The organism is Novosphingobium sp. ZW T3_23 (assembly GCF_044987305.1).
GTDB lineage: Bacteria > Pseudomonadota > Alphaproteobacteria > Sphingomonadales > Sphingomonadaceae > Novosphingobium.
In genome coordinates this window covers 15,382-29,517 of sequence record NZ_JBJDRF010000041.1, presented here as the reverse complement: position 1 = coordinate 29,517, position 14,136 = coordinate 15,382, and the positions used below count along the sequence as shown (strand labels likewise).

The 14,136-nt window shown below is 65.3% G+C and carries 10 protein-coding genes; 3 read left to right on the top strand and 7 right to left on the bottom strand.

From position 1 onward, the window contains the following. Positions 1 to 40: 40 nt before the first annotated feature. The 5 genes from ACI3K3_RS18420 to ACI3K3_RS18400 all read right to left on the bottom strand — a co-directional run bounded on the left by ACI3K3_RS18420 (position 41) and on the right by ACI3K3_RS18400 (position 5,264). Complete coding sequence (locus ACI3K3_RS18420) at positions 41 to 613, bottom strand: cytochrome P460 family protein (protein ID WP_404916270.1); 573 nt, start codon at positions 611 to 613, stop codon at positions 41 to 43. Then, positions 613 to 1,647: an alpha/beta fold hydrolase gene (locus ACI3K3_RS18415; RefSeq protein ID WP_404916268.1), complete on the bottom strand. Its 1,035-nt coding sequence runs from the start codon at positions 1,645 to 1,647 to the stop codon at positions 613 to 615. The genes ACI3K3_RS18420 and ACI3K3_RS18415 overlap by 1 nt, the downstream gene beginning before the upstream one ends. Before the next feature lie 169 nt (positions 1,648 to 1,816). Next, on the bottom strand, positions 1,817 to 3,064 hold the full coding sequence (locus ACI3K3_RS18410; RefSeq protein WP_404916294.1) for a DUF3526 domain-containing protein: 1,248 nt from the start codon (positions 3,062 to 3,064) through the stop codon (positions 1,817 to 1,819). Positions 3,065 to 3,075: 11 nt separating this feature from the next. Beyond that, entirely contained in the window at positions 3,076 to 4,515 is a 1,440-nt protein-coding gene (locus ACI3K3_RS18405; RefSeq protein ID WP_404916266.1) for an ABC transporter permease, read from the bottom strand. Continuing rightward, positions 4,512 to 5,264: an ABC transporter ATP-binding protein gene (locus ACI3K3_RS18400; protein ID WP_404916264.1), complete on the bottom strand. Its 753-nt coding sequence runs from the start codon at positions 5,262 to 5,264 to the stop codon at positions 4,512 to 4,514. Before ACI3K3_RS18400 ends, ACI3K3_RS18405 begins: the two co-directional genes overlap by 4 nt. A gap of 248 nt (positions 5,265 to 5,512) precedes the next feature. Here ACI3K3_RS18400 and ACI3K3_RS18395 point away from each other — a divergent pair, with 248 nt between their 5' ends. After that, on the top strand, positions 5,513 to 6,457 hold the full coding sequence (locus tag ACI3K3_RS18395; RefSeq protein WP_404916262.1) for a DMT family transporter: 945 nt from the start codon (positions 5,513 to 5,515) through the stop codon (positions 6,455 to 6,457). A gap of 71 nt (positions 6,458 to 6,528) precedes the next feature. After that, positions 6,529 to 6,810 carry a hypothetical protein gene (locus ACI3K3_RS18390; protein ID WP_404916260.1) on the top strand — a complete coding sequence of 94 codons (282 nt, stop codon included), beginning with the start codon at positions 6,529 to 6,531 and terminating at the stop codon, positions 6,808 to 6,810. A 73-nt stretch (positions 6,811 to 6,883) separates the two neighbouring features. On the opposite strand, the gene ACI3K3_RS18385 is transcribed toward ACI3K3_RS18390, so the two are convergent. After that, positions 6,884 to 9,601, bottom strand: a complete 2,718-nt coding sequence (locus ACI3K3_RS18385; protein ID WP_404916258.1) for a TonB-dependent receptor — start codon at positions 9,599 to 9,601, stop codon at positions 6,884 to 6,886. 256 nt (positions 9,602 to 9,857) lie between these two features. Then, positions 9,858 to 11,459: a family 43 glycosylhydrolase gene (locus ACI3K3_RS18380; RefSeq protein WP_404916256.1), complete on the bottom strand. Its 1,602-nt coding sequence runs from the start codon at positions 11,457 to 11,459 to the stop codon at positions 9,858 to 9,860. A 287-nt stretch (positions 11,460 to 11,746) separates the two neighbouring features. Between ACI3K3_RS18380 and ACI3K3_RS18375 the strand changes: the two genes are divergently transcribed. Beyond that, positions 11,747 to 14,107 (top strand): prolyl oligopeptidase family serine peptidase, encoded by a 2,361-nt coding sequence (locus tag ACI3K3_RS18375; protein WP_404916254.1) that lies wholly within the window; start codon positions 11,747 to 11,749, stop codon positions 14,105 to 14,107. Positions 14,108 to 14,136 lie beyond the last annotated feature (29 nt).

Here is a 14,136-nt window from a genome sequence, read left to right as displayed (position 1 = left end):
TTTTGCCATGGCCCGGACGAAAATGGATAAACGGAAAGGATCAGGGCGCCCAGGCGGTGAAGACCCGATCCGCGCCTTCCTCCAGCTTGCTGTGGCAGGCAGCGCAGGCTTGCATCAGAGCCGAGCCGGGAGTCGCCCCGCCGTTCTCGAACTGGCCATAACCCCACCCGCCGCTGGCAGCATAGCGCCTGCTGTCCTTGACGCTGACCTGCACGTTGATCGGGTCGCCCGCGACGAAGGATTGCGGGGCGGGAAACACCGCGTCGTTGCGCGGCGAGGACTGATAGCGCCATGCCAGACGGACGATCACGGCGCCATCGGGAAAGGGGCGCTTGCCCTCGCGGAATGCTTTGACGGCGATGTCATTGCCGAGGATGGCGCGGATATCGTTGTTCTTGCCGTTCTCCTGCGCGACGCTGATCAGCGTCCAGCTGCGATAGCCTCTGGGCAAGGTCACGCCGTAGACGGGAGAAGCCTTCGCCTCGGCCCCTCCCTCCACCTCCGCTCGCGCGGAAGCGGGTGCGGTGAAAGCATTCAGGGTTCCCGTGGCAGAGGCGGTCGTCACGGCCATGGTCATCGCCGCCAGGCCAAGCGCCAGGGTTCCGGCCCGCATCACGCGGCGCTCCGGCTGACGTCGAGCACGGCCTGGGCGAAGGCCGCCGGTGCTTCCTGAGGCAGGTTATGTCCGATTCCGCCGCTGATGGTGCGATGTTCGTAAGCGGCCGCAAACTTGGCCCGGTAGGCCTCGGGCGCAGGGTGGGGGGCGCCGTTGCGATCGCCTTCCATGGTGATGGTCGGGATGGTGATCGGCGGGGCTGCGGCCAACCGGGCCTCCAGCGCATCGAACCGGCTCTCGCCCTCGGCAAGTCCCAGGCGCCAGCGATAGTTGTGGATCACGATGGCGACGTGATCGGGGTTGGCGAAGGAGGCGGCGGAACGCTCGTAGGTAGCGTCGTCGAAGGCCCAGTCGGGCGACGCCTGATGCCAGATCTGCTTGTTGAAGGCCTTGGTGTTGGCGGCATAGCCCAGCTTGCCGCGTTCGGTGGCGAAGTAGAACTGGTACCACCATTGCAGCTCGGCGGCGGGCGGCAGCGGCTTGGCATTGCCCGCCTGGCTGCCGATCAGGTATCCGCTTACCGAAACCAGCGCGCGGCAGCGCTCGGGCCAGAGCGCGGCCATGATATCGGCGGTGCGCGCGCCCCAGTCGAAGCCCGCGACCACGGCGGTGCGGATGCCCAGCGCGTCCATGAGGGCGATGCCGTCGGCGCCCAGTGCGGCCTGCTGGGCGTTGCGCGGCGTCGCGTCCGAACGGAACAGCGTGGAGCCATGGCCGCGCAGATGGGGCACGATCACCCGGTGTCCCTTGGCCGCCAGCAGCGGAGCGACTTCGGCGAAGGCGTGGACGTCATAGGGCCAGCCATGGAACAGGAGCACCGGCACGCCCGACGCGGGGCCGTATTCGAGATAGCCGATGTTCAACACGCCCGCGTCGATCTGTTTGATTGCGGGCAGAACCGGCGCCGGGGATGGCGCGGCGCGTGCCGGACGGGCTCCGGCAGTCAGGGCCGTGGTGGCAGCGGCAAGACCTGCAAGGCGCAGAATGTCCCGGCGGGGCAGGTTGGCGATTTCAAGAGCGTTGTTCGGCATCGGCTTCCTCGCTTCCGGTGGTTTCCGGTCCATCTCTTGATAGACCTCTCGGAGGAAGATCGCCTGTTAGGCCTTGTTATGTGGTGTGAGGCGGGAGTGCCGGTTTGCCGTCATGATCCGATCAAGCGGCAGGAAGGCGAAGCGGGCGCCCCGCTTCGCCTTCGCTGCCTCATTCGAAGCGGGGTGCCCTGTCGAAATCGCTTTTTCCGAACGGTCGATCGCGGAACATGTAATCGTAGTAGAATGTCCGCAGGCGGCGGTGGTAGTCGCGGATCCGCTCGCGGTAGGCGATCTGCGCCGTCAGGTCGGTCTCCGCCATGCGCGTCAGCAGCGCCTGCACCCCGACCGAGGGCAGCACCCAACCGATGCCGCGCGCCGCACGGTCCCGGCGTTCGAGGCCCTGGCGGTAGCCACGTACCTTGTCCGCGACGCTTTCGTCACCCACCTGGTGGAAGGCGAAGTACCACTTGTAATGGAAATCCGTGCCGAGCGGAGCGGAATCGGCCCAATGGGGGTGATGGGCATAGAAGCGCCGCATCGTCTCCTCGCGCGGGATGTCCCAGGCGTGATTGACGGCCTCGCGCTGGGCGGAGGCGATCTCGGCGCCCTGGCGCAAGGGAATGGCGCGGTTGATGGCGACATGGCCGAGCGTCGGCAATACCAGCACCAGGACCAGCCAGAGCGCGCCGAGGCTTGCGGCGTTGGCGACGCTGCTCCAGCGCAGGCGGCCGATCGCTGCGGACAGCCCCACCCAGAACAGCAGGTAGGCGGCCACCAGCAGCAGGATCACGAGGATGGAGCCTGCGCCAACGCCCGAGATCGCCGCCGCGACCAGGAAAGGCACGCCGATCGCGGTCCAGAGCAGCGCGAGACGCAGCATCGTGCGGCGGCGCCAGAGGGCCGGGCCGCCATGCGGCAGCGCGGCCAGCGTGCGCCAGCGGCCCGCCTCGCGCTCGCTCGACGTCAGGTCGTGGCAGAGGGCAATGACGAAGAGCGGGGCCAGAAACACCAGGACGAAGGCGAAGTCGAAGCGGCCGGGCAGGGCCAGTTCGGGATTGAACGTGTCGCCGTCGTAGATCTGCGCCTCCAGCCCCAGCGCCCGTATGCGCAGGATGTAGGGCGATACGTCGCGCATCCCCAGGGCCGCGAAGGCGAGCGGAGCAGGCGCGTCCCAGGTGGGATGGAAGCTGTAGTAGGCGGCACTTCCCGCATCCTTTTCCTTGTCCACCCAGGAGGCGATGGCGCCGATGTCTTCGGCCTGGGCCGCGGGAATGGCGGCGATGGCGGCGCGCTGGCGGGAAACCTCGGCCATCCCGGCGGCCAGCGCCGCGATCGTCAGCACCGCCAGCAAGGCGATCGCCGTCACGGCCAGACGCTGGCGCAGCAGCAGGCGGGCCTCATGCGTCCACAAATTCATCAGGCACAAGTTCATCGGCGCTCTCCCAGGCGGCGGGTGGCGAAGGCGAGCAGGGCTGCGGCAAGCGCCAGCCAGCCCACCACCACGGCGAGATCGGGCAGGGCGCGTCTGGCAAGCGTCGCGCCGTCGGGCGGGCGATAGGTGAAGTCCGGCATCTTTTCCCAGTTGTCTGCCTCGATCCGCTTGCGGCTGTCTGCGCCGGCATCCTTGGCGGTGTCGTCGGCATAAGTGACGCTATCGGCCTGGAGCCGGTTCAGCCCCTGGACCAGGCTGTAGCGATAGGCCTCCGCCTGTTCGAGGAACCCGCGATGCGCCGCGAAGTCCGTTCCCGCCGCCGCCATCGAAAGCGAACGCAGGGCAATCGTCGGGCTGATCACGCCCACTGCGCTCACGATCGCGTTCTGTCGGCCTTGCGCGGTGTAGCTCTCCATCCCGTAGCGATCGAACAGGCCGGACGTGATCCTTTCGCCCTCCACCGCCAGCAGGCCCTTGTAGTTGACCGGCAAGTCCTCGATCCGGGTGACGCCATAGCGTTTCAGCACCGATTGTTTGAAGGCGGCGAAGTGTGGATCGTCGGGATTATGGGCATCGCCCAGCTTGCGCAGGTCGCGGGCGATGGCGACATCCGTGTGGAGGCGGTTCTCAAGCGGCACCACGGCGCGGGCGATATCCGGCGCCACGCGCGGCAGCAGCACCACGCTCACCGCCCAGATCGCGACGAGTGCAAGCAGCGCGTCACGGCTGCGGCGCACCAGCGCGGAAACCAGAACGATCACCGTGACCCACAAAAGCAGCCAGGCTGTATAGCCGATCACGATCGCCGCCATCGGCAGGATCGCGACGCCGGGCCCTCCGGCCAGCGCGACCAGTCCCAGTCCGGCAGGCAGCGCCACCAGCAAGGCGACCGTGCCCAGTGCGCGCAGCTTGCCGAGCACGATCTCTCCCCGCGTCGCGCCCTGCATCATCAGCATGCGCAAGGTGCCGCGCTCCGTCTCGCGCGCGATCGCGCCATAGCCGAGGAAGATCAGCAGCAGCGGCGCCACCGCCTGCAACACGAAGGCGGGCGTCAACTGGCCGAAACGCACCAGCAGCGAACTCTGGTTGACGTCGCCGAAGTTGGCGGTGTTCTGGCGATGGCCTTCGAGGAACATCGAACTGCCGGTAAAGGCGTCCACGCCGGGGTCGAAGGCGGCGAGGGCACCCGGCGGGCGGAAGATGAAGGTTCCATAGTGGACCATGCGGTGCGGATGCCGGTCGGGTTGGGCATCGAAAGCCTGTTCGGCTTCGTGCTGGTGACGGGCGCGCAAATCCTCGATACCGCGCTGGTGCGCCCAGGAACTGGCCACGGCGACCACGGTGAGCAGCACCAGCAACACGCAGGCGATCACGGCGACGCGGTTGCGGCGCATCAGCCGCAATTCGTCGCGCGCTATGAGCGAGGTCGTGCTCATGCCGCCAGCTTTTCCCTGGCGACCGCGAACCGGGCATGCAGTGCCCGCACGTCGAAGCGCTCCGCACCGGGGCCGGTCGCTTCCGGTGCCTTCACGTCCTCCGCGATGCGTCCGGCTTCGAGGAAGCAGATGCGATCGGCGATCTCGGCGGCGCTGAGCAGGTCGTGGGTCACCATCAGGATCGCCGTGCCGCGTTCGCGCACCGAAAGGACAAGCGCGTTGAAGTCCGCCGTGGCACGGGGATCAAGGCCCGAAGTCGGCTCGTCGAGCAGCAGCACAGGCACTTCGCGCAGCATGGCCACGGCAATGGCCACCTTCTGGCGCATGCCCTTGGAGAAGGCACCGAGGCGCTTGTCCCAGGCCTGCTCTTGCAGGCCTGCCGCTGCGAAGGCGGCCACGATCGCCGCGCGGTCCCTGTTCGCGCCGGACAGCGCCAGCAGGTACTGCGCGTTCTCCACGGCGCTCAGGTGCTCATAGAGGGCGACGTTCTCGGGCAGATAGGCGATCTGGCGCCGGGCCTCGTCGGGCACCGCCGCCGGATCTACTCCGCAGACCGCGACGGTGCCCGCACTCGCCTTCACGAAGCCCAGCAAGGCCGAAAGCGTGGTGGACTTGCCCGCTCCGTTGCCGCCGAGCAGGGCCGTGACGCTGCCTGCCGGCACCGACAGCGAAAGCCCGTCCAGGACGAGGTGGTCTCCGTATGTCACGGATAGACTCTCGATGAGGATCGGCGGCAGCGATTCAGTCATGATGTTTCCCGAGCATTGCTGAAAAAGAGAGGATTCATGCGGCTTTCGTCGCCTCTTGGCGCATCGAATGTTATGATGCAACATAACATTTATCCGATCACGTCGCATGACTGCCCGCGCGGCCCATCGCGCCGCTGGCGATTTTCCCTGTTGAGAGGCGCTGCCTGCGGGTTTTGCGGATATTGCCTGAAGGAATGTCGGCGCTCTATGGGGCGCCCCCTTTTCGGGAGGCCGATTCTGGAAGGTGAATGACGATGAACGCGGACGTGCAATTGCTGCCGATTGCCTCGATGCGTCCGCGCGTCCGCATGCCGTCTGCCAGGACCGGGGAATGGCTGCTGCTGCTCAGCCTGCTGCTTTGCTGGAGTTCCAGCTTCATCGGCATTCGCTTCACCGTCGATTTCGCGCCGATCACGCTGGTGGCGTTCTGGCGCAACCTCATCGCCGGGGTGGTGCTGTTGCCGTTCGCCGTCCTGCTGGGGCCGCGCCTGCGGCTTCGCCAGGTGGCGATACAGGGCCTCTACGGCATTTTCGCCATGGCGGGGCTGATCCTGGGATGCGGGGTGGCGATCGAGCAGGGCGTGCCGACCGGCATCGTCGCCCTGATGTCGGACATGCTGCCGCTGGCGATCGTCCTGCTCTCGATCCCGATGATCGGCCAGGTCGTCGGTCGAGGAGAGTGGATCGGCATCGGACTGGCCGTTTGCGGCGTTCTGGTTGCCTCGGCCGGATCGTTCCACGTGGGCAGTGCGCCCGGATGGGCCTATGCGCTGCCGTTGCTCGGCATGATATCCATTGCCGTCGTCACGCTGTTGCAGAAACGGTTGCCATCGACGATCCTGCCGATCCATCAGAGCCTCTGCATCCAGTCCTTGTCCAGCGCGGGACTGTTCCTGGCGCTGTCCTTCGCGGATGGGCGCGTGCTGCCGCCGACGGAGCCCGCCTTCTGGGCAGGTATCGCCTGGCTTGTGATGTTTGCGACGATCGGCGGCTACGGGCTCTATTACGTGGCGCTGAAGCGCCTCTCATCGACCAGGGTCGGCAACATTCTCTACCTCAGCCCACCGGCAACCATGCTCTGGGGGCGCATCATGTTCGGTGAGCCTTTCTCGATGGGCATGGTCGTCGGTCTCGCGATTACCCTGACCGGCGTCATGATCGCCTCGCGACATGGCGGAGAGCATCCCGTCTGACACGCGCGGAAACAGGTGCGGCGCGAGGCGGGCGGTGGTAAGCTCGCTCCATAATTGGAGAGGAGTATAGAATGCCGCTGATCGAACGCGCCGCTCGTGCCCTTGCAAAGTCCGAACACGGACATGACGACTGGGGCGGTCTGGGTCGGGACCGCCAGGAGGAATTTCGCCAGACCGCGATCGCGGTGATCCAGGCGCTGCGCGTGCCCACGCCGGTCATGTGCGAGGCCGGACACAAGCTGCTCCTGCAGGATCGCGGCCTGTCCGTCGGCAGCAGCGATGCGCACGATGCCTGGCAGGTCATGATAGACGCGGCCGTCGGAACCGCGACGGCTTCTGCCGGGCGGGAGTAGGGCTTAAACATCTAGGGCTGCCGTCCGGTCGGAACCGAACGGCAGCCCCGGTGGCTACTGCATCAACAATGGATCAGAAGCGGAAGCGGACGCTTCCCTGAACCGTGCGTGCCAGGCTGCGGACGCCCAGTGGCAGCAGGTTCTGGCTGCTGTGATAGCGGAACACGTCGCTGCTCAGGATGTTCGACGCTTCGAGCGACAGGGTCATGAACGACACCGGCGTGAAGTTCATGGCAGCGTCAAGGCGATCGGTCGCGCCGTTGTAGGGCGAATACAACGCACGGTCGTCACCCTGGCCGTCCAGCCAGAAGCCCAGGCGATAGGACGAGCGATAGTTGTAGGCCACGCGGGCGCTGAACTTGGGCGTATCGTAGAACAGCGTGGCGTTGGCGGTCCACTTCGAGGTGTTCGGCGAGTCGAATTCGCCGGGGAAGCTTTCCTCGTCGTCATACTCGACGCGCGCCTTCAGGATGTGCGAGGCGTTGAGGCTGACGCCGAAGTTGCTGAGGGCACCCGGCAGGAAGTCGAAGAACGACTGCACCGTGCCTTCGAGGCCGATGAAGGTGCCGTCGCCCGCGTTGCGTTCCTGCTCGATATAGCCGAACGCCGCACCGTAATCGGCGAGGTCGATGCCATAAGCCGCCATTTGCGCGGCTGACGCCTGTTCGCGGCTGTAGAGAAGGAACCCAGTGGCCTTCTTGTAATAGCCGGCGAACGAGATCTGGCCGCCCCGTCCGAAGAAATATTCGGCGCTGACGTCGAAGGCGCGTTCGCGCTGCGCCTTCAGTTCCGGGTTGCCCGCATAGACAACTGGCGGATTGGCCGTCGTGTTGAGCGAGAAGAACGGCCGGAGGGAATAGAAGTTCGGGCGTTGCACGTTGGTGGTGTAGGAAAGGCGCAGCTGCGCCTTCGGCGTGAAATGGATGATGGCCGACGCGCTGGGCAGGATATCTGAGTAATTGCCCGATCCCTCGGCGGCTTCGACGATATCCTGGTTGCCGTTCGCCGGTGTGCCGGGGCGATAGCCGAAGCTGCTCGAAGTGCCCCAGGTGTTGGTATAGCGAACGCCCACCAGGCCGTCGACGGGGATGGTGCCCATGTCGAACCCGTAGTTCAGCTGCGCGTAGGCCGCGAAGTTGTTTTCCTTCGAGCTGAAGGTCTGGCCCTGGTCGCTAGGCGGATATATGCTGGAGAAGCGTGCGGCATTGGCGGGGTCGTATTGCTGGATGAAGGCGCGTACGTCGTCGATCTGGCTCAGCACCACCGATCCGGGGATGCGATACCACTCTGCGGTCGCTCCGCTGATGTTCGGGCCAACCAGCGATGCCGTGTCGTAGCCGGGGAACAGGCTGAGCGGCGCGCGCTGGCCATTGATCCGGGGAAGGCCGTCGCGATAGCCGTAGTACCGGCTGGTGCGGCGCTGGTTGTAACGCCCGCCAACCTGAAGGCCGCGCAGCAGCGAGGTGTCGCTGAGCTGAAGGGTCAGGTCGGTCTGGGCCGCGAATTCCTTGTTCTTGGAACCGCCCCGATTGTCCTGGAAGCGATCCACGAGGTAGCTGGAAAGGTCGTTCACATCGGCACCGTTGAAGGTGATCGAGGGCGCGCCCTTGCTGTAGACGTCCGAGGCAAAGTCCACCGAAGCGGACGTCAGTCCCTGCGGCCTCAGGATGCTTTCGACGAAGTAGTTGCCCTCATTAGACCAGTTATACTGGATGCCGGTTTTGATCTGAAGCTTGTCCGAATGCCAGTTGGCCTCGAAGTTGGTGGTGTAAAGGTTCGTGTGAAGCGTGTTGTACAGCGAATCGATACCGGCATTGATGCCGTTGGGATTGCTGAGCGTCAGCGATCGCACGGTCTTGCCGTCCGGCTGAAGGACGATGTCGCTGTAGCTGCCTGTACCGATGAAGGGCATGTCCTGGACGTAGAGGCGCTCCACCGAGCGCTTCTCGCGCGAACCCATGTAGCCGCCTTCCAGCACGAAATCGAGCTTGTCGCTGGGCTTCCACTGGAGCACCGCATTCAGCGACGGGCGCTTCACGCTGCCCTGCTCAAGGCCGTACTGCGCGCGGTAGGGGATGACGATCGTATCGCCGCCCACCACCGTCTTGATCGGCGATTCGCTGTCGATGAAGTTCTCGCGGTAGTTGGTCTTGGTCCACGATCCGTTCAACAGGAAGCCGATCTCACCGATACCGGTATCGAAGCGGTCGGCGATCAGAAGACTGCCGTAAGGACTGACTTTCTCGGACTGATCGTCATAAGAGCCGCGAAGGCTGCCTGCCACGGTCAGGCCCTTCTTCATGTCGAAGGGGCGGCGCAGTTCGACGTTGACGGTGCCGGCGATGCCGCCTTCCACCTGGTCGGCCGAGCGGGTCTTGTAGACGTCCACCTGCTTCAGCAATTCGGCCGGAATGTCCGAAAGGCTGATGGCGCGGCCATCACCCAGGTTGGTGTTGTTGCCGTTCAGCGTCGTCTGCACCTGGTCCAGGCCGCGGATGGTCACGGCTTGGCCCTGACCGCGCGCGCGGTCGATCTGCACGCCGGTCACGCGCGAAAGCGCTTCGGGGACGTTGTTGTCGGGCAGCTTGCCGACGTCTTCCGCCACGACGGAATCGACGATCTGCTTCGAGTTCTTCTTCTTGGTGGCGGCCGCTTCGACGCTTCCGCGCACGCCGGTCACGACGATGTCGGTCCGGGGGGCTTCGCTCTGGTCGGACAATTCTTCAGCGGTCGCACTGCCCGTCTGCGCCCAGGCGGGCGCGGCGACGCCGAGTACCGCAATTGAAGTCAAGGCAGTCGATAGCTTGAGGACTTTTACCGATGTCATAGAAAACCCCCTGTTTTGATCCCTCGGCACCTTCGTTTCGGCGCCCTTGCTTATATCGTATACGTCCTACGATATCTGAATCGAGTCAAGGCAATTGTGACGATTCGGAAATATTTTGTCTGACTAATCGGTAGCGCGCGACATTTCCACAAAGCTCATGCAAAAAGGAGCGCAAGCCTGGGCTTGCGCTCCCTTGACAAGTGGCCGGAAAGACTGGCGTTTAAGGGCAGGATGCCGGTGCCGGCCCCTCGCTGCGGATCGCGACGGGAGCGGCCTTTGGGGCCAGGACTTCCCATTCCTGTACGGCGAGCGCGGCGTGGGTCTTGCCATCCGTGGAGGCATCCATCACCGCGCGCAGGCAGCGGGTGGTGATCTTGCGGAACGTCACGTTCTGGAAGCTGTCGGTTGTGGTGCCATAGGCACTTGCGCCCGGCACCGGCTTCCAACCGGCTCCGGCCCAGTATTCGAGATGCCAATTCGCCGGAGGCGCCACGCCCATCCCCGAACCGGCCGGCTGGTCGTTCCAGAACTGGATGCGCGATCCGTCGATCGTCACCGGCTTGTCCCAGCGATACTCGATCCACTGGCGGGGGGGATTCTCGGGCGACCAGCTTCCCCACATGTCGGGCGGCAGCGGGGCCTCCTTGACCACGCCGTTGTTGAGCGCCTTGATCCAGAACTGGACCGGGACCGGATCGTTGGACGCGGTGGCCCAGGCGGAACGCGCGATGTTGCGGCTGGGTGGAAGCGGCGGCTGCGGGCGCAAGGTGGGCACGACCGTGCGGATGCGCGCGGGGGTGACGCTGTCGTCCCACTCCATCTTGTCCAGCGCCACGCTGCGACGGAAATGGCCGCCGCCCTTTGCGTCCGCCGTATGATAGGCCAGATACCACTGCCCTTTGAATTCCACGGCGCCCGGATGAGAGGTGGTGGAGGACACCGGCTTCAGCACGATGCCGCGATAGGTCCAGGGCCCCATGGGCGACGGCGCCGTGCCGTAGGCGATACAGGCGTAGTAGACGGCCGGGGTGCAATCCGAGGTCGGCCCTGCCTTGTTGCCGGCATAGAGCATGTAATAAGTGCCCTTGCGCTTCATGGCCCAGGGCGCCTCGAAGAACCCGGTCAGGCCGGTCAGCGTCTGTTCCGGTCCTTTCGGCGTGATCATGTCGCGTGCAAGCTCCATGCCGCGAACCTGCCCGAAGGTGCCCCAGTAGATGTAGACCCGGCCATCGTCATCGATCAGGACGGTGGGGTCGATGTTCTGGATCGTGTTGGGCGTCGGCACTTTCTGCGAGATGATCGGGCCGGAGGGATGGGCATCGCGCCACGGCCCCAGCGGGCTGTCCGCCACCGCCACGCCGATCGCGAAGCGATCCTGCGCGTCGCTGTTCTTCTCCAGCACCGGCGCATAGAGGTAGTAGCGCCTGGCGCCTTCGCGGCTCTCCGGCCCCTCGATGATCTGTCCGGCATAGGCGCGGGCTTCCTCCGCCCAGGCGAAGACGTTCTCCGGCTTGATGGTTGCGGGATAGTGCGTCCATTTGCCCGAGGCCGGGTCGCCGGTCTTGAGCAATTGCCATTCGGGCATGATGAAGTCGTTGACGTCGCTCGCCGCCATGTCGCGCCCGGTCAGGATCCATAGCTCACCCTCCGCCACGAAGGGCGCTGGGTCGGTCGAGTAGTAATCGCCCTCGGCCAGGATCGGATTGCCCGGTACCGAGAGTTCCCGAGGGGCCGGCGCCTGCTCCGCAGAGGCCATGGAGCCCAGCGCCCCCGCGGCCAACAGGCCTGCGAGGATGCTGTATTTGCGCCGACTACTTCCCATCGTTATCACCCCTGACGAATATCGTATACAATACTGAAGGGTGTTGCCGGGGGAAGTCAATCCCTGGCGGATGCTCCGGAAAACCCAGGAATACTGGTGCATTTCCGATAAGCCATCACAGGCGGCATGGTGCGCGGCTCTGGGCGTGGCAAAAACGACACCGGAAAGCGCCGGGTCTCAACAAGCCCGATAGAACTGATCATATATCGTATAATGTTCTTGACGCTTTGAGGTAGCCGCGTCATGACAACATGGCTTTTCCTGAAATAACCGAACGGTCTGCTGTCGTGAGTGCTTCGATCTCCCGTCTGTCGAAATCCCTCAGCCTCGGCGCGCTCGCCTGGGCGAGCCTGGCGGTTGCAGGATCGGTCGAGGCCCGCGAGGTGACCCGTTCGGCGCCGGTTCCAAGCATCGACCTGCGTTACGCCGCAGCGGACAAGTATCTTGGCGCCACCCTGGGCGACCTGATCGACAATGCCGACATCGCGCCGCGTTTCGTGGAAGGCGGCCTGTTCTACCGTACCGGTAATCGACTGGACCAGCGTTACCAGTTCCTCGACCTTGCGACGCGGGAGGTCCGACAGGTTTCCACCACCGCAGCGCTCCTTGCGGCGCTTTCCTCGGCCAGGGGCGCGCCGGTTTCGATCGACGAGGCGCGGATCGCCGATGTGGAATACGATCCGGCCAAACGCACCATCGGCCTGCGGGCCTTCGATGGCGCGCTCTGGAGCGTGGATGCGGCAGGCAAGGCCGTGGAACTGGAAAAGGCGGATCACCGCGATCTGGATCTGCCCTCGCCCGACGGCAAGACCAGGATCGTCGCGCGGGGCTTCAACCTCCATGCCGTGGACATCGCCAGCGGCCGGGAGATCGCGCTCACCACCGATGGCACGCGCGAGCAGCCTTATGGCCGCTCCATCCCCCAACTCGCGGATATCCTGCGCGAAGGCACCGAGGAACCGGCCATGCCGGTATCCGCGCAATGGTCTCCGGATGGGCGCTATCTGCTGACGTGGCGGCTGGACACGCGCGAGGTCCGGAAGCTTTCGATCACCCAGCAGAATCCGCCAGATAGCCTCTATCCGCGCAGCTTCAGCTACGTCTATCCGCTGGCCGGCGCCGAGAAGCTGCCGCAGGCGCAGAGGCTGGTGATCGACGTCCGGGAAGCGCTGAAGAAGGGCAAGGCGCGGATAGTGCCGATCCAGGTGCCGTCCGAATCCATTCTCTATCCCTCGCCGCCCGACATGGGCTGGCTGGACGGCAAGATCCGCATGCTCTGGACCGAGCGCGGGTACAAGCAGCAGGCCGTCTATCTGGCCGATCCGGCCACCGGCGAGGCCCGGATCATCGCCCATGAAGCGGTAAAGCCGGTCGTCACCGTCACCTCCAGCATGATCATGCCCTCGCCGGAACTGGGCGGCGAACTCTCGATCTCCGAACGGACCGGCTGGGCACAGCTTTATCTCGTGATGCCCGACGCCCCCGATGGCGGGAAGCCGCTGACCACCGGCGCGTGGGAAGTGCTGTCGGTGGACAACGTGGCCGAGGACAAGGCCTCGCTGGTTGTTACCGGCGTTGGCCGTGAGGCCGCGCGCAATCCCTATTGGCGGGCGCTCTATCGCGTGCCGACCCAGGGCGGCGAACCCGTCGAACTGACGCCCGAGCCGCTCGATCACGATGCCTCGGTTTCGCCGGACGGCAAGTGGATCGTCGACCAGATGTCCAGCCCCACTTCGCCGACCCGCGCGGTGCTGCGCGACGGCGCGACCGGGCGCATCGTCCAGGAACTGGCGCGCGCGGACGACAGCCGCCTGCTGGCGACCGGCTACACCCCACCCGAACCGTTCCAGGGCGTGGCGGCGGACGGCACTACGCCGATCTACGGCATGATCTATCGCCCGGCGCACTTCGATCCGAAGCGGCGCTATCCGGTGATCGACAATGTCTATACCGGCCCGACGACCACCGACGTTCCCGCCACCTGGAGCGCCGCGCGGCGCGTGCCGGGCAACAGCGTGGCGCAGATCGGCGCCATCGTGGTGATGATCGACGGCACCGGCACCTCGCGCCGGGGGCAGAAGTTCCGCTTGTCCGCCTTCCAGAACCTGGGCGAAGTGGGGCTGGACGATCACATCGCGCTGATCCGCCAGATGGCCGCGAAGTATCCCTACATGGACGCGAACCGCGTGGGCGTGTTCGGTGGCTCCGCAGGCGGCTACGACACCGCGCGGTTCCTCCTGCGGCGGCCGGACTTCTTCAAGGTGGGCGTGGCGTCCTCGGGCAATCACGATCTGCGGCTGGACAAGACCTGGTGGCCGGAAGTCTCGATGGGCTATGCCGACGAGGCGACCTGGGAGCGCAACTCCAACATGTCGGTCGCGCACCAGTTGAAGGGCCATCTGCTGCTCGTTCACGGCGACATCGACGACAACGTGCCGGTCACCGAAAGCTTCCGCCTTGCCAAGGCGCTGATGGATGCCGAGCGCGACGTGGACCTGATCGTCATGCCGAACGCCACGCACAACGTCTATCGCCCCTTCTTCTGGAAGAAACTGCGCGACTACTTCACCCAGTACCTGCTTGGCGAAACACCGCCTGCGCTCGGCCCGGTCAAGGCCGCTGCCACACCCATGCAATCCGGCCAGTAGAATCCGGTCAATGACATCTTGCGAGGACT